The organism is Pseudomonas sp. R4-39-08, from assembly GCF_003852275.1.
Classification (GTDB): domain Bacteria; phylum Pseudomonadota; class Gammaproteobacteria; order Pseudomonadales; family Pseudomonadaceae; genus Aquipseudomonas.
Map to the genome: position 1 here is coordinate 2,655,329 of NZ_CP027733.1, position 20,352 is coordinate 2,675,680.

The 20,352-nt window shown below is 61.3% G+C and carries 16 protein-coding genes; 3 read left to right on the plus strand and 13 right to left on the minus strand.

Annotated elements, in window-relative coordinates:
* Positions 1-5: 5 nt before the first annotated feature.
* The 12 genes from C4J88_RS12155 to C4J88_RS12210 form a co-directional block, all read right to left on the minus strand.
* Entirely contained in the window at positions 6-2,543 is a 2,538-nt protein-coding gene (locus C4J88_RS12155; RefSeq protein WP_124407042.1) for a PAS domain-containing sensor histidine kinase, read from the minus strand.
* Positions 2,544-2,684: 141 nt separating this feature from the next.
* On the minus strand, positions 2,685-4,637 hold the full coding sequence (locus tag C4J88_RS12160; RefSeq protein WP_124407043.1) for an acetoacetate--CoA ligase: 1,953 nt from the start codon (positions 4,635-4,637) through the stop codon (positions 2,685-2,687).
* A 167-nt stretch (positions 4,638-4,804) separates the two neighbouring features.
* Positions 4,805-5,578 (minus strand): 3-hydroxybutyrate dehydrogenase, encoded by a 774-nt coding sequence (locus C4J88_RS12165; protein ID WP_124366834.1) that lies wholly within the window; start codon positions 5,576-5,578, stop codon positions 4,805-4,807.
* 7 nt (positions 5,579-5,585) lie between these two features.
* Positions 5,586-6,977 carry a GntP family permease gene (locus C4J88_RS12170; RefSeq protein ID WP_124407044.1) on the minus strand — a complete coding sequence of 464 codons (1,392 nt, stop codon included), beginning with the start codon at positions 6,975-6,977 and terminating at the stop codon, positions 5,586-5,588.
* Positions 6,978-7,519: 542 nt separating this feature from the next.
* Positions 7,520-8,203: a peptidase E gene (locus C4J88_RS12175; protein WP_124407045.1), complete on the minus strand. Its 684-nt coding sequence runs from the start codon at positions 8,201-8,203 to the stop codon at positions 7,520-7,522.
* A 78-nt stretch (positions 8,204-8,281) separates the two neighbouring features.
* On the minus strand, positions 8,282-9,685 hold the full coding sequence (locus C4J88_RS12180) for a sigma-54-dependent Fis family transcriptional regulator (protein WP_124407046.1): 1,404 nt from the start codon (positions 9,683-9,685) through the stop codon (positions 8,282-8,284).
* Positions 9,686-9,758: 73 nt separating this feature from the next.
* Complete coding sequence (locus C4J88_RS12185) at positions 9,759-11,330, minus strand: ABC transporter ATP-binding protein (protein WP_124407047.1); 1,572 nt, start codon at positions 11,328-11,330, stop codon at positions 9,759-9,761.
* A 10-nt stretch (positions 11,331-11,340) separates the two neighbouring features.
* The gene (locus C4J88_RS12190) at positions 11,341-12,363 is read right to left on the minus strand and encodes an ABC transporter permease (RefSeq protein ID WP_164484536.1); all 1,023 of its coding nucleotides are present in this window, start codon (positions 12,361-12,363) and stop codon (positions 11,341-11,343) included.
* On the minus strand, positions 12,363-13,421 hold the full coding sequence (locus tag C4J88_RS12195; RefSeq protein ID WP_124407048.1) for a microcin C ABC transporter permease YejB: 1,059 nt from the start codon (positions 13,419-13,421) through the stop codon (positions 12,363-12,365). Before C4J88_RS12195 ends, C4J88_RS12190 begins: the two co-directional genes overlap by 1 nt.
* Positions 13,421-15,280, minus strand: a complete 1,860-nt coding sequence (locus C4J88_RS12200; protein WP_124407049.1) for an extracellular solute-binding protein — start codon at positions 15,278-15,280, stop codon at positions 13,421-13,423. Before C4J88_RS12200 ends, C4J88_RS12195 begins: the two co-directional genes overlap by 1 nt.
* A gap of 129 nt (positions 15,281-15,409) precedes the next feature.
* Complete coding sequence (locus tag C4J88_RS12205; RefSeq protein ID WP_124362625.1) at positions 15,410-15,691, minus strand: peptidylprolyl isomerase; 282 nt, start codon at positions 15,689-15,691, stop codon at positions 15,410-15,412.
* A gap of 116 nt (positions 15,692-15,807) precedes the next feature.
* Positions 15,808-16,302, minus strand: a complete 495-nt coding sequence (locus C4J88_RS12210) for a DUF1543 domain-containing protein (RefSeq protein WP_124407050.1) — start codon at positions 16,300-16,302, stop codon at positions 15,808-15,810.
* A gap of 106 nt (positions 16,303-16,408) precedes the next feature.
* Between C4J88_RS12210 and C4J88_RS12215 the strand changes: the two genes are divergently transcribed.
* A complete protein-coding gene (locus C4J88_RS12215; RefSeq protein WP_124407051.1) occupies positions 16,409-17,230 on the plus strand; it encodes an aldo/keto reductase in 822 nt (273 codons plus the stop codon).
* A gap of 49 nt (positions 17,231-17,279) precedes the next feature.
* Here the strand turns inward: C4J88_RS12215 and C4J88_RS12220 are convergent, their stop codons facing one another.
* Positions 17,280-17,795, minus strand: coding sequence for an Hcp family type VI secretion system effector (locus C4J88_RS12220; protein ID WP_124370534.1), 516 nt, complete (start codon positions 17,793-17,795; stop codon positions 17,280-17,282).
* A 468-nt stretch (positions 17,796-18,263) separates the two neighbouring features.
* Between C4J88_RS12220 and tssA the strand changes: the two genes are divergently transcribed.
* Positions 18,264-19,817: a type VI secretion system protein TssA gene (gene tssA / locus C4J88_RS12225; protein WP_124407052.1), complete on the plus strand. Its 1,554-nt coding sequence runs from the start codon at positions 18,264-18,266 to the stop codon at positions 19,815-19,817.
* A gap of 23 nt (positions 19,818-19,840) precedes the next feature.
* Positions 19,841-20,350 (plus strand): type VI secretion system contractile sheath small subunit, encoded by a 510-nt coding sequence (gene tssB / locus C4J88_RS12230; protein ID WP_124370536.1) that lies wholly within the window; start codon positions 19,841-19,843, stop codon positions 20,348-20,350.
* Positions 20,351-20,352: the final 2 nt, after the last annotated feature.

Sequence of the window (20,352 nt, forward strand, 5' to 3'; positions counted from 1 at the left end):
TGAACTCAGGCATCGACGCCGATCATGCTGCGGATTTTGGTCGCCAGCAGGTCAATGGAAAACGGCTTGGCCACCATGTCCATGCCGTGCTCCAGAAAGCCCTGGCGCTCGGCGGCTTTTTCGGCGTAACCGGTCATGAACAGCACGCGCAGCCCCGGCCGGTGCTGGCGGGCGATTTCCGCCAGTTGCCGGCCGTTCATGCCCGGCAGGCCGACGTCGGTCACCAGCAGGTCCACGCGTAAATCCGATTCCAGCAACGGCAGCGCCGTGCGCGCGTCTGCTGCCTGGTGCGCGGTGTAACCCAGCTCGTCGAGCAGATTGACCACCAGCATGCGCACCGCCGGGTCATCCTCGACCACCACCACCGCTTCGCCGGCCAGGGCCAGCGGCGCTTCGGCCAGGCTGGCGGGCAGGTTGCTTTCCAGCGCGGTGCCATGCAGGCGCGGCAGGTACAGGCGCACGCAGGTGCCCTGGCCCGGTTCGCTCTGGATAGTCACATGGCCCCCCGATTGCTGGGCAAAGCCGTAGATCATCGACAAGCCCAGGCCGGTGCCCTGGCCGATGGGTTTGGTGGTGAAGAACGGGTCGAAGGCTTTGGCGAGGATTTTCGGCGCCATGCCGCTGCCGTTGTCGCGCACGCCGAGCATCACGTAGTCGCCGGCCTTGACCGGCTCCAGGGTGGTGATATCGGTACCGTCAAGATAGCTGTTAGCGGTTTCGATCAGCAGTTCACCGCCGTCGGGCATGGCGTCGCGGGCATTGATGACGAGGTTGAGCAGGGCATTTTCCAGTTGGCTGGCGTCGGTGTTCACCGGCCAGATGTCTTTGCCAAGCTGCACGGTGAGCGTGATATGCGCGCCCTTGGTGCGGCGGAACAGATCTTCCAGGGACGCCACCAACTGGTTGGGATCGGTGGGGCGCTTGTCCAGCGACTGGCGCCGCGAGAACGCCAGCAGCCGGTGGGTGAGGGCGGCGGCGCGGTGGGCGGAGGCCACGGCGGCATCGGCAAAACGGCCGATGTCTTCGCTGCGGCCGGCGGCAATGTAGCGTTGCATCAGGTCGAGGCTGCCAATGATGCCGGTGAGCATATTGTTGAAGTCGTGGGCGATACCGCCGGTAAGCTGGCCCACAGCTTCCATTTTTTGCGCGTGGCGCAGCGCGTCTTCAGCCCGCTCGCGCTCGAACATTTCGTTTTGCAGGCGCTGGTTGGCCTCGGCCAGCGCCTGGGTGCGCTGGGCCACGCGCTCTTCGAGGTTTTCGTTGAGGTGGCGCAGGGCTTCTTCGGTGAGTTTGCGTTCGGTCTCGTCGATCACAAAGATGTAGAAACCGTTCACCGAGCCGTCAGTGCAGAAGCGCGGCAGGTACTTCATCAACGCATGGCGCGGCCGCCCGTCGCGATGCGGCGTGACGGTCATGAAGCTGCACGCCTTGCCGTTGAGCGCGGCGGCGATCTTGTCTGCGCGCCCGGCGTACACCTCGTCGCCCAGCACCTCACGGATGGTCTTGCCGTACAGTTCCTGAGGCGTCTTGCCGTACCAGTCGAGGTAGGCGCTGTTGTTCAAGCGAAAGCGTTGCTCGTGGTCGACATAGCCGATCAGCACCGGCATGGCGTTGATGATCAGTTGCAGTTCGGTCTGGCTTTGGCGCAGCGCCTGCTCGGTGTGCTTGCGCTCGGTGAGGTCCAGCGCGGCACCGAGGAAACGGGCGGGGCGGCCTTGCGGGTCCTTGTAGCAGCGGCCACGGGCAAACACCCAGCGTACCTGGCCGTCGGCTTGCAGCAGGCGGTATTCCTCGGCGTATTCGGTGCCGAAGGTGATGCAATGCTTGATGCTGCGCGTGACCGTGCCACGGTCTTCGGGATGCACGCCGAGCAGGTAGGCGCTGATGGGCAGCAGGCCGGCGTCATTGGGGTCGACGCCGTGCAGGTAAGCGAAATGTGCGTCGGCGATAAACCGGTCTTCGCCGATGTCCCAGTCCCAGGTGCCTACCGCGTCGGTCGCCGCCAGGGCCAGTTGCAGTCGTTGCTCGGTGTTGTGCTGGGCCTTGAGGCTGTCTTCGGAGCGCTGTTGCAGTTCGAGGGCTTGGCGGCGCCGCTCGTTGGTTTCGATGGCCGTGACCAGGATGCCGGCCACGCGGCCGCTTTCATCGCGCACTGGGCTGTAGGTCAGGTCAAGCCAGATTTCAGTGTCGCGCTGGTTGCGCTGCAGCACGAAGCGCTGCTCGCTGAAGGTGCGCACTTGGCCGCTGAGCACCGCGTCGTAGACCGGCGCGGCGAAGCTTTGCAGCTCCGGCCAGGTCGCGTGCACCGGCTGGCCCAGGGCGCCGGGGTGCTTGTTGCCGGCCAGCCGGGCGAAGCCATCGTTATACAGCTGGGTGAGCTGCTCGCCCCAGAGCAGCAGCATCGGCATGGGCGAATGCACCACGATATCCACGGCGGTGCGCAGACTTTGCGGCCAATCATTGGCCTCACCGAGGGGGCTTTGCGCCCAGTCCAGCCGCTCGATCATTGCTGCGGCTTCGCTACCGGTGGATGTTCCATTCATGAAAAAGCCTTGCGTATCACGCTTTGAAAAATGACAACACCCATTATTCCAAGAGACAACGACGGGTGGCTACCTCGAAAAATAGCACGCATTGCCGGGTTTTCTGCAAAACGCCGTATCAGGGCTGAAGCCTTTCATCTGTCACGCCAGCTCAGGGCGGTCGCGAAAGTGTTCGAGGGCCTCGGGGTTGGCCAGCGCATCGGTGTTTTTCACCGGTTCCCCATGCACCACATTGCGCACCGCCAATTCGACGATCTTGCCGCTGATGGTGCGCGGGATATCGGCGACCGCGAGGATTTTCGCCGGCACGTGGCGCGGTGTGGTGTTGGCGCGGATCACCTGGCGGATTTGCTGCTCCAGCGCCTCATCCAACTGGACACCTTCAGCCAGGCGCACAAACAGCACCACGCGCACGTCGTCTTGCCAGCGCTGGCCGATGGCGAGGCTTTCCAGCACCTGCGTGACTTTTTCCACCTGGCGATAGATCTCGGCAGTGCCGATGCGCACGCCGCCAGGGTTGAGCACCGCATCGGAGCGGCCATGAATCAGCAGGCTGCCGTTGGGACGTTGCTCGGCGTAGTCGCCCTGGGCCCACACGCCGGGGAACTGGCTGAAATACGAGGCGCGCAACTTCTGCTGCTGCGGGTCGTTCCACAGCCCGATGGGCATGGCGGGAAAATGCCGGGTACACACCAATTCGCCTTTCTCGCCGACCAGTGGGCGGCCCTGGTCGTCCCACACTTCGATAGCCATCGCCAGGCTCTTGCACTGCATTTCGCCACGGCGCACCGGCAATACCGGGTTGCCTATCACGAAGCAGGAGACGATATCGGTACCGCCGGACATCGACGACAGGCACAGCTCGGCCTTGATCTCGCGGTACACATAGTCGTAGCTCTGGGGCGACAGCGGCGAGCCGGTGGATATCAACCCTTTGAGGCTGCGCAAATCATGGCTGAGGCGCGGTTGCAGGCCGGCCTTTTCCAGGGTGGCGAGGAACTTGGGGCTGGTGCCGAATACGCTGATGCATTCGGCGTCGATCAGGTCGATCAAGCGTTGCGGGCCCGGATGAAACGGAGAACCGTCATACAGCACCGCCGTGGCGCCCAGGGCCAGCACCGACACCAGCCAGTTCCACATCATCCAGCCGCAGGTGGTGTAGTAGAACAGGCAGTCTTCACGAGACAGGTCGGCATGCAGGCCATGTTCCTTGAGGTGGGTGAGCAGCACGCCGCCGGTGCCGTGAATGATGCACTTGGGCACGCCGGTGGTGCCGCTGGAATAGAGGATATACAGCGGGTGATCGAACGGCACCGCGACGAACTCGGGCGTGCCGCCGGGTTGGTAGAAGTCGCGCCACAGTGCGACGCGTGCGGACGTGCGGTAATCCGTGACCTGCGCCTGAGGGCGGGCGTAGGGCACGATGATCAAGTGTTCCAGGGACGGCAGCCGCTCGAGGATTTCATTGAGCTTGGCGCTCTGGTCGAGGGTCTTGCCGGCATAGCGATAACCGGCGCAGGTGATCAGCACCTTGGGTTCGATCTGGCCGAAACGGTCGATCACGCCTTGGGTGCCGAAGTCCGGTGACGAGCACGACCAGATTGCCCCGAGGCTGGTGGTGGCGAGCATGCCGACCAGGGTTTGCCAGGTATTGGGCATGCACGCCGCGACGCGGTCGCCTTTTCCGACACCGGCCAAGCGCAGGCTGTTTTGCAGGCCGGCGACATGTTCGGCCAATTGCGCGTAGCTCAATTGTTCACGCTGGCCGTCTTCACTGATGGCAACCACCGCCGGGTGATCGTCGCGACGGCGCAGCAAGTGCTCGGCGAAGTTCAGGGTAGCGCCGGGAAACCACTGGGCGCTGGGCATGTCGGCGCTCTCGATCAACGTGGCGCTGGGCGGGCTGCGAAATTGCACCTCGAAGAACGCCACGATGGCCTTCCAGAAATCCGGGCGCTGGTCGATGCTCCACTGGTGCAGCGCGGGGTAGTCGCCCAGCTGCAGGTGGTGGCGCGCATTGATGTAGCGGCGGAACTGGTCCATGCGCGTATTGGCGATGCGTTCCGGGGAGGGTTGCCAGAGGATGTCGGACATGAGCAAGGTCTCTTCCTATACAGGTCTTGCAAACAATGGAGTTCCCATGTGGGAGGGGGCTTGCTCCCGATGGCGGTGTTTCAGTTTGCACATTCATTGACTGACCCACCGCTATCGGGAGCAAGCCCCCTCCCACATTTGGATATCTTCTGTTCGGTAGACCGTGGTTATTGGGCCAGCCAGCCACCATCAATATTCCACGCCGCGCCACGCACCTGGCTACCGGCCTCACTGCATAAAAACAGCACCAGCTCACCCAGCTGCGGCGGGGTCACGAACTCCAGCGACGGCTGTTTCTCCGCCAGCAGATCATGCTGCGCCTGCTGCGGGCTCACCCCGTTGGCCGCGCGATCATCGATCTGCTTCTGCACCAGCGGCGTCAGCACCCAGCCCGGGCAAATCGCGTTGCACGTCACGTTGCTGGTCGCGGTTTCCAGGCCCACAACCTTGGTCAGGCCGATCACCCCATGCTTGGCCGCCACATAGGCCGCCTTGCCCACCGAACCCACCTGGCCGTGCACCGAGGCGATATTGACGATGCGCCCCCAGCCCTTGGCCTTCATGCCCGGCAGGCTCAAGCGCGTGCTGTGGAACACCGATGACAGATTGATGGCGATGATCGAGTCCCAGCGCTCCACCGGAAAATCTTCCACCGCCGCCACATGCTGGATGCCGGCGTTATTGACCAGTATGTCGACGCCGCCGAACTCACGCTCGGCATAGGCCAGCATCTCGGCGATCTGCGCCGGGTCGCTGACGTCTGCCGGGTGATGCCCGACCTTGCCGCCAAACGCCTGCACCTGGGCGATTACGCCGCTGGCATCGCCGAAGCCGTTGAGGATCAGGTTGGCGCCGGCCTTGGCCAGGCTCAGGGCAATGCCCAGGCCGATGCCGCTGGTGGAGCCGGTGACCAGGGCGGTCTTGCCGTTCAATGTCGTCATGAAAACCTCACACTATGCCGGTGGCGTAGAACGTACCGATCACCACGAACACCGCGAGGGTCTTGATGATCGTGATGCCGAAAATATCCTTGTAGGCTTCGCGGTGGGTCAGCCCGGTCACCGCCAGCAGCGTGATCACCGCGCCGTTGTGGGGCAGGGTGTCCATGCCGCCGCTGGCCATGGCTGCGACCCGATGCAGCACTTCAAGGGGGATATTGGCCGCATGGGCCGCTGAAATAAAGCTTTCGGACATGGCCGCCAGGGCGATGCTCATACCGCCGGATGCGGAGCCGGTGATCCCCGCCAGCAGAGTCACGGTAATGGCTTCGTTGACCAGCGGGTTGGGAATGCCCTTGAGCCAGTCCGCCAATACCAGGAACCCCGGCAACGAGGCGATCACTGCACCGAACCCGTATTCGGAAGCGGTGTTCATCGCTGCCAGCAGCGCGCCGCTGACCGCACTTTTGCTGCCCTCGGCCAGCTTGCTTTTGATCGCCGAAAAACCGCACACCAATACCACGATAATCCCCACCAGCAACGCCGCCTGCACCGCCCAGATCGCGGTGAGCTTGGCGATTTCGGTGGTCACCGGGGCGCTCATGCCCGGCAGGCTGAGGCTGTGGGTCTTGCCGTACCACTGCGGGATCCAGTGGGTGAACAGCAGGTTCATCACCCCCACCAGAATCAGCGGCGACAGCGCGATCCAGGGGTTGGGCAGGGCCAGGTTCTCGGCGGTTTCCGGCTCGTTGCGCAACTCGGTGCCATAGCCTTCACCCGCGCGCTGGGCCTTGTTGCGCTGGCGCGACAGGTAGAGCATGCCGGCGCAGAACACAAAGATCGTCCCGATCAGCCCCAACCACGGCGCCGCCCAGGCGGTGGTGTTGAAGAAAGTGCTGGGGATGATGTTCTGGATCTGCGGCGTGCCGGGCAGGGCGTCCATGGTGAACGAGAATGCACCGAGGGCAATGGTGGCCGGGATCAGGCGCTTGGGGATATCGCTCTGGCGGAACATCTCCGCGGCAAACGGGTACACCGCAAACACCACCACAAACAGCGACACGCCGCCGTAAGTGAGCAGGGCACAGACCAGCACAATCACCAGCATCGCCTGGCGCGTGCCGAGCAAACGAATGGCGGCGGCGACGATGGAACGCGAGAACCCAGACAACTCGATCAGCTTGCCAAACACCGCCCCGAGCAGGAACACCGGGAAATACAGCTTGATGAAACCAACCATTTTCTCCATGAACACCCCGGTAAAGGCCGGTGCGACAGCGGAAGGGTCAGTCAGCAGAACAGCGCCGAGGGCGGCGATCGGGGCAAACAGGATAACGCTATAGCCACGGTAGGCAGCCAGCATCAGCAGCGCCAGGGCTGCCAGGGCAATGATCACACTCATGGTGTGTCTCCAATTGTTATTTTTGTGGGTGAAACGCTGGAGAAGGGCTATAGCGAGATGTGTGCCATGTTTCTAACTTATTGAAATACAAGTAAATTAACTATTTTGTCTGTGGTGATTTTCGACTTTGTCTCAATTCAGAGACCTCCACCGATCAAATGTGGGAGGGGGCTTGCCCCCGATGGCGGCGGATCAGCCAGTGGATATATAAGCTGGCTGACCGCTATTGGGGGGGCAAGCCCTAATGCCAGTCAGTTAAGAAGTGGAAAGGGTAAAAAGTAACCTGTGGCGAGGGAGCTTGCTCCCGCTGGACTGCGCAGCAGTCCTATTTTTGGGGCCGCTTCGCGGCCCAGCGAGAGCAAGCTCCCTCGCCACAGGTACAGTGTTCGCCCTTAACTGACTGGCATTAGGGCAAGCCCCCCTCCCACAAAGGTTTGTCCTCATAGTGAGATTTGAGTCTCATATCGGAGACTATGCAATTCCCAAGGCCGCCATCTTCTTGTCCAGGTCGTGCTGGCGTTTGCATCCATTGAACGTGCCCATCACAACCGCGTTAAGTGGGGCGATCGCACGGCGACTGCATAACCACTGCAAGTGGCGTCATTGTAAAGGGTCTTCTGATAGCTACCGTTTTTGAAGTGCAGGGCAATGCCGTCGTCGACGGCGTAGGCAGGTTGAATGCGCTGGTTGCAAATCAGTTCGACAAAGGATGTTTTTCGCCCCTCTTCAGAATTGAAATGCGGGCACAGCGCGCCGGGTAGCATGCCCAAGCCATTAATCAGCGCGAACGCGCCCCCTGAATCCGAATGGCCGAAATCGAACCAGCATATGGCGCCAGCGCTGACGCCACACAGGATCTTGCCCTGATCCCCAGCTGCTTTCAAAAGGTCAGTAACACCAAACTCGCGCCAGACCGCCAGCATCGCACGGGTATTACCTCCGGCGACGTAAATGATATCGGCCTTCTCGAACATCGATGAAATCTGCTGCGCGTGAGGGGAGGGCGGGATGAAGAATGCGAGTGGAATGACCGAGCAGCCGATGGCGGCATACTTGTTTGAGAAGTCTGCGATTTTCACCGGGTCATCACCATTGGCGGTGGAGATGTAAAGGACCACCGGTGCTGCTTTTCCGGTTAACGAAATAATGTACTCATCAATCGGCGTCATGCACTTCAAATCGTCATCGGACTCGCCGCCAATAGCAATAACATGTGTATCTGACATGCACTCTGTCCTACTGTTTTAAAGACACCGTGATTATGCAGGCGCTGGCTTTGAAACTCACAATATCGACGTCGTCTACTAAGACGTCATGCCCAATGCGACCATTTTTTTGTATAGCGTAGATCGACCAAGTTTCAGGCGTCTGGCTGCTTCTATTACATTCCCCTCGCACGCCCGTAGCATCCCCTCGATCACCCTACGGTCGAACCGCTCGCGCGCGGCATGGAAACTTTCCCCTTCTACAGTCGGTACTGGCGCACCACGCGCCACCGGCCTGAACGTGCCAATCGCCGCCCGCATCTCCCCGGCGTTCAACACCAGGTCATCGCTCAACAACGCCGCCCGCTCCAGCACGTTGCGCAGCTCACGGATATTCCCAGGCCACGCATGCTGCGCCAACAGCGCCAGGGCTTCGCGGTCCAGTTCATGCTGGCTGCGCAGTTCCTCGAGGATGGCTTCGCTCAGCGCCGGAATATCCTCCAGCCGTTCACGCAGCGGCGGCACCTGGATCGGCAACACGTTCAGGCGGTAGTACAAGTCCGCACGGAACTCGCCACGCTTGATCGCCGCTTCCAGGTCCATGGACGTCGCTGCGATCACCCGCACATCGCTGTGCAGCATTTCGTTGGAACCCACCGGTTCGAATTCCTTTTCCTGCAGTACCCGCAATAACTTGCTTTGCAGCGGCAGCGGCATGTCGCCGATTTCATCGAGGAACAGCGTGCCACCCTGGGCGATCTGGAATTTGCCGGGACGGCCCTTGCGGTCGGCGCCGGTAAAGGCGCCCGGCGCGGTGCCGAAAAATTCAGCTTCGAGCAGGTCGTGGGGGATCGCCGCGCTGTTGATGCTGACGAACGCTTTGTGGGCTCGGGGCGATGCGCCATGGATGGCCTGGGCGAGCAATTCCTTGCCGGTGCCGGTTTCGCCGAGCAGCAGCACCGGCGATTCGGCGCTGGCACTGCGCCGCGCACGGCGCTTGACTTCAAGGCTGGCGGCGCTGGTGCCGATAAAGTGCGCGAAGTTGTATTTGCTTTGCCGCGATCGCAACAGCGAACGCGTGGATGCCAGTTCCTGCTGCATGCTCAGGTAGCGCTCGATCAGCGGCGACAGGTTGCGCAGCTCATCGAACAGCGCAAAGCCAATCGCACCGATCACCGCGCCCGCATCGTCGTGGATCGGCAGGCGCATCACCACCAGCGGGCCCTTGGGCGTGTCCTGGATATCCAGCAGAATCGGCCGGTCGTTGCGCACCACCTGGCGCAACAGGCTGTTGGAAATCACCTGCTCGCAGGGTTGGCCGATGGCCTGCTCGGCGCTCTTGAGGCCGAAACGCTTGGCGTAGCGCTCGTTCATCCAGACGATATTCGCATCACGGTCAACGATCACCGTGCCTTCGCTGGACTGCTCGATGATCTCGAACAGCGACTGAATGGCCAGGCCGCGAACGTGTTGGTAGTCCTTGAGGTTTTCGGTGGTGTTCATAGTCATAGCGCCGATTGATGGTCCAGCAGGTGAAGCGTGGCGAGGGAGCCCGCTCGCCACTATAAACGCGCTTCTACAAGGGGATGTGCGCGGCAGCCAACAGCTCCTTGGTGTAGGGATGCTGCGGCGCTTCGAACACGGCATGGCTGGGGCCGCGCTCTACCACTTTGCCGTCCTTGACCACGATCATATCGTGCGCCATCGCCCGCACCACCGCCAGGTCATGGCTGATGAACAGGTAGGTCAGGCCGTATTTCTCCTGCAATTCGCGCAACAGGGCCACCACTTGTTTTTGCACCGTACGGTCCAGCGCCGAGGTCGGCTCATCCAGCAGCATCAACGCCGGCTTGAGCACCAGTGCCCGGGCGATAGCGATGCGCTGGCGCTGGCCGCCGGAAAATTCATGGGGGTAACGGTGCCGGCTGGCGGGGTCCAGGCCGACGTCCTTGAGCACCTGGATCACCTGGGCTTCGCGCGCGTCGAGGCTGCACGGGGCGTGCACTTCCAGGCCCTCGCTGATGATCTGTTGCACCGACATGCGCGGGCTGAGGCTGCCATACGGGTCCTGGAACACCACCTGCATCTGCTTGCGCCATGGGCGCATCTGCCGGTGGTTGAGCGGGTCGAGGGCCTCGCCCTGGAAGCGGATGCTGCCGGTGGAATCGAGCAGGCGCAGGATCGCCTGGCCCAGGGTCGACTTGCCCGAGCCGGACTCGCCGACAATCCCCAAGGTCTTGCCGCGTTGCACACTGAGGCTGATACCGTCCACCGCCTGCAGGTAGCGCTTGGGCCGCAGCAGCCCGCCGCCAAGGGCAAACCGCACGCTCAGGTCGTTCACCTGCAATACGGTCTCGCGCTCTTCGCCGCACAACACTTCAGCCGAGGGCTCGGCGTCCAGCAGCACGCGGCTGTAGGGGTGCTGTGGTGCGGCAAACAAGGCCTGGCAGTCGGCCTGCTCGACGATCTCCCCGGCGCGCATCACGCACACCCGCTGGGCAATGCTGCGCACCAGGTTAAGGTCATGGCTGATCAGCAGCAGTGACATGCCCAGGCGTTGCTGCAACGACTTGAGCAGCAGCAGGATCTTGCGCTGCACGGTCACGTCCAGCGCGGTGGTAGGTTCGTCGGCAATCAGCAGCTCCGGCTCGCAGGCCAGGGCCATGGCGATCATCACTCGCTGGCGCTGTCCACCGGAGAGTTGATGGGGGTAGGCCTTGAGCCGCTCCTGGGGTTTCTGGATGCCCACCAGGTCGAGCAGCTCGAGGATACGCGCCTGCGCCACCTTGCCGCCCAGGCCCTTGTGCAGCAGCAGCGTCTCGCCGATCTGCTTTTCGATGGTGTGCAGCGGGTTCAGCGAGGTCATCGGCTCCTGGAAGATCATGGCAATACGGTTGCCGCGCAGCTTTTGCAGGGCCGCCGGCGACGCGCCCATCAGCTCCTGGCCGCGATACTTCACCGAGCCGGTACTGTGCGTACCGGCTTCGGGCAGCAGTTGCAGGATCGAATGAGCGGTCACCGACTTGCCCGAGCCCGACTCACCCACCAGCGCCAGGCACTCGCCGGGGCGCACGTCCAGGTTCACATTGCGCACCACGGTGTGGCCGCTGAACGCCACGCTGAGGTCACGGATTTCGATCAGGTTCATACGCAGTCACTCATGAGCGAGGGTCGAAGGCATCACGCAACGCCTCGCCGATAAACACCAGCAGCGACAGGATCAGCGCCAGGGTAAAAAACGCCGTCAGGCCCAGCCATGGGGCTTGCAGGTTCTGCTTGCCCTGGGCGATCAACTCGCCCAGCGACGCACTGCCGGCCGGCATGCCGAAGCCGAGGAAATCCAGGGCGCTCAAGGTCGAAATCGCCCCGGTCAGGATGAACGGCAAATAGCTCAAGGTCGCGGTCATGGCATTGGGCAGGATATGCCGGCCAATGATCTTGCCGTCGCCCAGGCCCAGGGCGCGCGCGGCCTTGACATACTCCAGGTTGCGCCCGCGCAGGAACTCGGCGCGCACCACATCCACCAGCGCCAGCCAGGAAAACAGCGCCATGATGCCCAGCAACCACCAGAAATTCGGCTCGACAAAGCCCGACAGGATAATCAGCAGGTACAGCACCGGCAGGCCCGACCACACCTCCAGGATGCGTTGCCCCAGCAAGTCCACCCAGCCGCCGTAGTAACCCTGCAACGCCCCGGCGGCGATGCCGATGGCGGCGCTGATCGCGGTCAGCGCCAGGGCAAACAGGATCGACACCCGTGCGCCGAAGATCACCCGCGCCAGCACATCCCGCGATTGGTCATCGGTGCCCAGCCAGTTCACCGTCGACGGCGGGCTGGGGGCAGGGCGGGCCAGCTCGTAGTTGGGCGTATCGTCGCTGAACGGGATCGGCGGGAACCACATCCAGCCGCCGTCCTGCTTGATCAGCTTCTGCACGTAGTCACTGCGGTAGTCGGCCTGGAACGGCAGTTGCCCGCCGAACTGCTGTTCGGTGTAGCGCTTGAATACCGGGAAATACAGTTCGTGCTTGAAACTGAGCACCAGCGGCTTGTCGTTGGCGATCAACTCGCCACCCAGGGTCAGGATAAACAAGCCAATAAATAACCACAGGGACCACCAACCGCGACGGTTCTTCTTGAAGCGCTCGAAACGCCGACGAGCCACGGGCGACAGATTGAGCATCAGGCGTTCCTCGCAGCGAAGTCGATACGCGGGTCCACCAGGGTGTAACAGAGGTCGCCGATGAGTTTTATCAAGAGGCCGAACAGGGTGAAGATAAACAACGAACCAAACACCACCGGATAGTCCCGTGAGACGGCCGCTTCATAGCTCATGCGGCCCAGGCCATCGAGGGAGAAGATCACTTCGATCAGCAGGGAACCGGCGAAGAATACGCTGATGAACGCTTGGGGAATTCCGGAAATCACCAGCAACATTGCGTTGCGAAACACATGGCCGTACAGCACGCGGCGTTCGCTCAAGCCCTTGGCGCGCGCTGTCACCACGTACTGCCGGGTAATTTCGTTGAGGAACGAGTTTTTGGTGAGGATGGTCAAGGTGGCGAACCCGCCGATCACCAGCGCCGTGACCGGCAATACCAGGTGCCAGAAGTAGTCGGCAATCTTGCCCACGGTGCCCAGTGTTTCGAAGTTCTCCGACACCAGCCCGCGCACCGGGAACCAGTTCAGCGACGTGCCGCCGGCAAACACCACGATCAGGAACATCGCGAACAGAAACGCCGGCATCGCATAGCCGATCACGATGGCGGTGCTGCTCCACACATCGAAGCTGCTGCCATGGCGCACCGCCTTGCGGATGCCCAAGGGGATCGACACCAGGTAAGTGATCAAGGTGGCCCACAGGCCGAGGGAAATGGTGACCGGCATCTTTTCCAGGATCAGGTCGATCACCGTCGAGCCGCGAAAGAAGCTGTTGCCGAAGTCCAGTTGGGCGTAGCTCTTGAGCATCAGCCACAGGCGTTCCGGCGCAGGCTTGTCGAAGCCATATTGCTTTTCGATGTCCTTGATCAGCTTCGGGTCCAGGCCACGGCTGGCCCGCGAGCCGCTGATGCCTTCGCCTGCGCCGCTGCCCACACCACCGCCGCCGATGCCTTGCAGGTGGGCGATGGCTTGTTCCACCGGCCCTCCGGGCGCGGCCTGCACGATCACGAAATTCACCAGCAGGATAATCACCAGGGTCGGGATGATCAGCAGCAGGCGCCGCACGATATAGGCAAACATCAGCGCGCATCCCCGCGTTTTTTCAGCTCGGCTTGCATCTGCTCGTTGGTCAGTGGCGTCGGGCTGACTTCCCACCAGGTTTCCAGGGCTTCATCGTTTTTCGCCTCGATGGCCGGGCGGCCGAAGCGGTTCCACCACGCGGCGGACGTGCCGGGCGGGTAGTAGTTGGGAATCCACAGGTAGTTCCACTGCAGCACCCGGTCCAGGGCGTGCGCATAGGTGAGCATCTGCACTTGGGTATCGGCCTTGACCAGGCCCTTGATCAGGCGGTCGACGGCCGGGTCCTGGAGCGCCATGTAATTGTTGGCGCCCGGATCGAACGCGGCGGCGGAACCGAAGAAATTGTACAGCTCCATGCCCGGCGAGGTGGTCACCGGAAAACCGGTGACGATCATGTCGTAGTCCCGCGCCATCAAGCGGTTGACGTACTGGGAGGAGTCGATGCGGCGGATATTCAAGGTGATGCCGATCTGCGCCAGGTTGCGTTTGTACGGCAGCAGCAGACGTTCCAGGCCTGCCTGGGCGTTAAGGAAGGTGAACTCTAACGGCTCGCCCTCGGCGTTGACCAGTTTGTCGCCTTCAGGCTTCCAGCCCGCCTCTTCCAGCAGGGCCAGGGCCTGCAACTGTTTGTCACGGATCATGCCGCTGCCATCGGTAACGGGCGCCTTGAATACCTGGGTGAACACCTCATCGGGAATCTGCCCGCGCAAGGGTTCCAGGATCGCCAGTTCTTCCTGGGTCGGCAACTGGGTGGCGGCGAGCGGGCTGTTGGAGAAATAGCTTTGCTGGCGGATGTACAGGTTGCGCATCATCTGCCGGTTGGCCCATTCGAAATCCCACAGCATAGCCAGGGCCTGGCGCACGCGGCGGTCCTTGAACATCGGGTTTTGCACATTGAAGACATAGCCCTGGGCCGGTTGCGGCATCCCCTTGGCCAGATGCGCGCGTTGCAGGCGGCCATCGTCAAGGGCCGGGCCGTTATAACCGATGGAGTATCCGGTGGCGGAAAACTCCCGATTGAAATCGTAGGCACCGCCGCGCAGCACCTGGCGCGCCACTTCGATGTCGCCGAAATACTCAAGGCTCAAGTGATCGAAGTTGTACAGGCCACGGCTGACCGGCAAGTCCTTGCCCCACCAATCGGGGTCACGAGTAAAAGTGATGGTGTTGCCGGAGTCGATCTTGCTGACCTTGTACGGGCCACTGCCCAGTGGGGCTTCATAGCCGCCGCCGTTGGCGAAGTCGCGGCTCTTCCACCAATGTTCGGGGAACACCGGCAGGGTGGCGAGATCCAGGGGCAGGGTGCGGTTTTCATTGCTGGAAAAGTCGAAACGCACCTGGCGCTCGTTTTCGACTTCGACATGCTTGACGTCGGCGAACAGGGTGCGAAAACGCAGGCTGCCTTGGGTCATCAACAAGTCGAAGCTGTAGCGCACGTCTTCGGCGGTGATCGGTTTGCCGTCGGCAAATCGCGCCTTGGGATTGAGGTAGAACCGCAGCGACAGGCCGTCGTCGGCGCGTTCCATCTTTTGCGCGACCAGGCCGTAGACCGTGTAGGGCTCGTCCAGGGAGCGCTGGGCCAGAGGCGCATAAACCCAGCCGTCGACCTGGGAAACACCGATGCCTTTGTCGACATACGGCAATACATGGTCAAAGCGCCCGATTTCCAGGGCGGAGCGGCGCAGGCTGCCGCCTTTGGGGGCATTGGGGTTGGCATAGTCGAAATGGCTGAAGCCGTCGGGGTACTTGGCCGGCTCGCCATACACCGTGAGGGACGCTTGTGGCGCCGCGATCACGGCGTTGCTGGTCAGGAACACGACCAGGGTGATGCTGAACAGTCTGGGAAAAGCCAATCGCATTATCAGCCTTGAGCGCGGGTGAACAAGAATAGAGAGCTGTACGTTAACGGCTTAAGCGTCGTCAGTCATCACATGCACAACGGCCCGCCAAATGGCGGGCCGTTGTCTACAACATCAGCACAGACTGAATCAGTCCTGGCGGCTGGTGACTTCCAGCAGGTGATAACCGAACTGGGTTTTCACTGGGCCTTGTACGGTATTGACCGGGGCGCTGAACACCACGCTGTCGAATTCCTTGACCATCTGGCCGGGACCGAACGAACCCAGGTCGCCGCCTTGACGGCTGGACGGGCAGCTGGAGTTGGCTTTGGCGACTTCTGCGAAATCAGCGCCGCCTTCGATCTGGGACTTGAGTTCGTTGCACTTGTCTTCAGTGGAAACGAGGATGTGGCGGGCGGTGGCTTTGGCCATGGGAAATAACTCCTTGAGTGAAAAAAACGGTGAGCCTACCGGATTCAGGCGGTTATTTCCTGGCAAAGTTCCGTCTACTTGCCCGAGCGGACCAGAAGCGGCCTGGCCCGCGGGGTTCAGGCCAAAACGATGTAGTCGTTTTGCTGCACGATGGGGGCGTGCGGCCCTTGTACAAGATGGACATAACGGCCGTCCACCAGGTCGATGGGCAGGCAATCGTCGATATCCATCACTGCGTCGGTGTGGGCCTGGGACCAGTGGCGCAACAGGTGCTGCTTGCCCTTGCTCATCGCCTCGCGTTTGTCGCGCGCCACCAGCAACAGGTAGTGATGCGCCTCGCCGAAGCGGTTGGCCTCATATCCGCCGAGGTTGAGGAAATACAAGCGAGGCGCATCGCCATGCGGCGCCAATTGGCTGAATTCGACCTTCCAGCCGTCGACACCATCGATCGCCATCCACGAATCGATGTGCACGCCCTTGGGGCTGCCAAACCACGCGTCGCGCAACTGCGGGTAGGTGGCCTGCAGCGTATCCGCCACGGCAAAAGCGACATCGTGTACTTCGATCCGGGCCCTGGGGTGCTTGCCCCCGAGCATGACAACAAACAGCATTGCGGGTGATTCCTGGCGATTGATCAGAGGCCAACCATACTGCGATTGAACCCTTTTGTCCGGTCAATGCCACACTGTTAATCCGCGAACTCATCAGGAGGTTGTCATGCGTACTATCGATCTGGCCGGTGTTCCCGTGCCTGTCATCGGCCAGGGAACCTGGCGCATGGGCGAAGACCCAAACCATCGCCGTGCCGAAGTGGCCGCCTTGCAGCTGGGTATCGACGAAGGCCTGACCCTGATCGATACCGCTGAAATGTACGGCGAAGGCGGTGCGGAGGAGGTGGTCGGCGAGGCCATCAAGGGCCGCCGCGACCGGGTATTTTTGGTGAGCAAGGTCTATCCGCACAACGCCAGCAGCCAAGGCGTGCCCCGCGCCTGCGAAGCCAGCCTTCAGCGCCTGGGCACCGACTACATCGATCTGTATCTGCTGCATTGGCGCGGCCAGTACCCCCTTGCAGAAACTGTCGAAGCGTTCGAGCGTCTGCGCGAAGCTGGCAAAATCGGCCGTTGGGGTGTCTCCAACTTTGATGTGGCAGACCTGCAGGAACTGGCGTCCCCCGCGTGTGCGACCAACCAGGTGCTCTACAACATCGAAGAACGTGGTATTGAATTCGACCTGCTGCCATGGTGGCAACAGCACCATCTGCCCTTGATGGCTTACTGCCCGATTGCCCAGGGCGGCGAGCTGTTGGCGAGCCCTACGCTCAAGCAGATTGCCCATCGTCATGAGGCCACCCCCGCGCAAGTCTCTCTAGCCTGGGTCTTGCGTCAAGAAGGTGTGATCGCCATCCCCAAGGCAGTAACGCCCGACCACATACGGCAAAATGCCGCTGCTGCGAAGCTGGTGTTGGACGAGCATGACCTGGACGCGATCGACCGCGTATTTGGCGCACCCAAGCGCAAGCACCCGCTGGCGATGGTGTAGCGCCAGCAGGAACGGCACCTTCCCTGGGCCGTTCCCGCCACCGCCGCGGTTAGCCGGCTACTGGACTGCGCCAGTCGTCCGAGCCTGAAGTGCCGGCTACTTCATGGGTCCAGACGATCTTGCGATAGGTGAAATACACGTCCTCCAGATGGGTGAAGTGGGCGTTGTCCGGGTCCTGGCAATTGGGCATGCGCGACTGGACGTCCACGATCGTCGCGCCTTCCAGTTCAATGGTGAAGTAGTGCTCCTGGGTGCCTGCCGAAGAGGTGCGAAACCATTCCAGCCGGCACGACACTTCTTCCCCCGAGGTCAGTGCGCTGAATAACAGGGGCGAGGATTTGTCGAAGACCTTGCTGATCATCAGCGGTTTATGCACGCGCTGGCCGGTAGGCTGGCCCGATTGCGGGTCGCGGGGAATGATCACCTGATGGGCAAATGCCTGCACCAGAATCTGATCCTCGTGGCCTTCCTGATAAATGTTGCCTACCGAGTCCTGGGTAAATGTACCTGCGGTGATCAAACCTTGTTTGACACCGGTGACTGAGAGGTACGCGGGTGTTGGCATGACGGGTTTCCTTGTCTGATTGAGTAGGTGCTCCCGAGCGATGAAGTTGTCGGCCCGGTGAAATGCCTTTAACAAAAAGCGTGCCTGAAAGTGCGTGGGTCAATGAAATCAAGGTGTAGAAAGTTAAAGCGTTTCATGGGGGGCTGATTTTGCGGATGTTTAGTATTTTAAGTTGCACATAAGTGCGCAGTTAATTGCTCATGGTGAGAAGTGAGTAATCAGGCGCAGTTGGCGGTGATCGCGGGTTATTTAACTTTGTTAAGTGCGCAAATTACTGCGCAGGCCTTGATTTTAGAGGGTTCGTAGGAAATTCCTTAAGTGTGAGGCTGTGGCTTGCTGACTGTTTTTTTGATGGCTAAGGTTCGTTCACTTCGTTGTGTGTTGAACGAGGGTTAAGCGGAGCTCTGCTACGCATTTCTCAGTATAAAGTTTGCCTATTCAGCCTTCATAGTTGTGTGCAGCCCAAAAATGGTTCATTCAGAAAAGTTGTGCGATTATTACCAGGAACTTGCACGGAAACCTTGTTCGCCAGGGGATTTCGCCGGCAATGACGTGCGCTTTTCGAGTGAGTTTGAAACCGTGGAAGCCGAGGTTGCCAAGACGCAATCCATACATGGCGCGAGCCTGCCGGACTGGCAGCAGGTCTGCGAATTCAGCGAGCGCCTGTTGCGTGAGCAATCCAAGGACCTGCGCCTCGCTGTGTGGCTCACCTGGGGACTGCATCAGCGTGATTCATTCCCGGGGTTGCTGGCCGGCCTCGGTTTGCTGGTTTATCTGTGTGAGCATCACTGGGCGGCGGTCTATCCCACCAAGCTGCGCACCCGCGTTGCCGCATTGGCTTGGCTGGTGACGCGCCTGGCCGCGCTCTTCTCGCAGAACCTGTCGCTTGTCGACCGATTGCCCTTGTTCCAGGCGCTGCAGGCACACCTCGTGCGCCTTGACGAGCTATTGAACGAACGCCTTGGCAGCGACGCCCCGTTGTTGTTGCCAATCCGGCGACAACTGACGGAACGTCTGGCGCGTGCCACGCAAGACGGCGCGCAGTCAGCGGGCGCTGCGGGCGTGATCACCCAGGTCAAGCAGGCGCTCACGCAGTCGCTCAAGCCTGAGTTGCTGATCAACAATGAAAAAGATGCCCACAAAGTGCTGCGCGCCTTACAGGAACAGGCCCGTACGTTGTGTGCCTGGTGGTTGCGCCAGAATGCCACCGACCTGCGGGCCTTGCGTTTGGGACGCACCTTGGCGTGGCTGAGCCTGGTCAATTATCCCGATGCCAACAGTGAGGGGGTGACGGCGTTGCGCCCGCTGGCTCCCGACAAGCTTAAACGTTACCAGGATCGTCTCAGCCAAGGCCATCACGCCGAGCTGTTGCTTGAGCTCGAGGTCAGCCTGGCGGGTGCATTGTTCTGGTTCGATGGGCTACGCATGCTCTGGGAATGCCTTGAAGCCTTGCACGCGAACCTGGCCATGACCGAGCTGGAAACGAGCTTCGCGCTGTTATTGCAACGTCTACCGAACCTGCCTGAATTGCGCTTCGACGACGGCACGCCGTTTGCGGGCCCGGCGACCTGTGAGTGGATCACACTTCATGTTGTTCGCCACCTGCACAAAGCCGAGCCTTTCAATGCCGTTGCCGATGGCGGCAGCGAACCTTGGGAAGCCGCCTTGCAGACGGTCATGCCCAGCTTGCGCAAGGACGGGCTCAAGGCTGCCGTCGGCGTGCTCAAGCAGGGTTTGCACAGCACTGGCAGTGAACGCGCGCGCTTTCATTGGCGCCTGGCACTGGCCAGGTTGTGCATGCGCGCGGGCAAGCCTGACCTGGGCAGAATCCAACTGGAACAGCTGGACCTCGAATTACAGCGCGCGGGCCTGGACCGCTGGGAGCCGGAACTGGCCCTGCACGTCGGCCGGCTCCTGTACCGCTGCTATGACCTGTTGCCGCAAAGCCACGCCGTGCGCGAAAGCAAAGACGCCACGCATCGACGGTTGTGCCAGTTCGATCTGGAAGCAGTACTCGAATAAAAAACATCAAAAGGAGAAACACCATGGCCAAAGACGGTTCGGTAGCACCCAAGGAACGTATCAACATCACCTTCAAACCCGCACTGGGTGGCGCACAGGAGGACGTCGAGCTGCCGTTGAAACTGTTGGTGTTGGGGGATTTTTCCCAGCGCGACGACCCGCGCAAGCTTGAGGATCGCAAGCCTATCGGGATCGACAAGAACAGCCTCGACGAGGTGTTGGCCAAACAGGCCCTGAACTTGACATTGAGCGTGCCCAATCGCCTTCAGGATGACGCTGAGGTTGAAGAGCTGGCGGTCCAGGTGCGGATCAACTCGATGAAGGACTTCAACCCCGCCAGCCTGGTCGAGCAAATACCGCAGTTGCAAAAGCTGATGGTGCTGCGTGAGGCATTGGTGGCGCTCAAGGGCCCGCTGGGCAACACCCCGAGCTTTCGTAAAGCCATTGAGCAGGCGCTGGCCGATGACGACTCCCGTGCTCGGGTGCTGGCCGAACTGGGGCTGAGCAGCCCTGATGCCGAACCTATTCAGTAAAA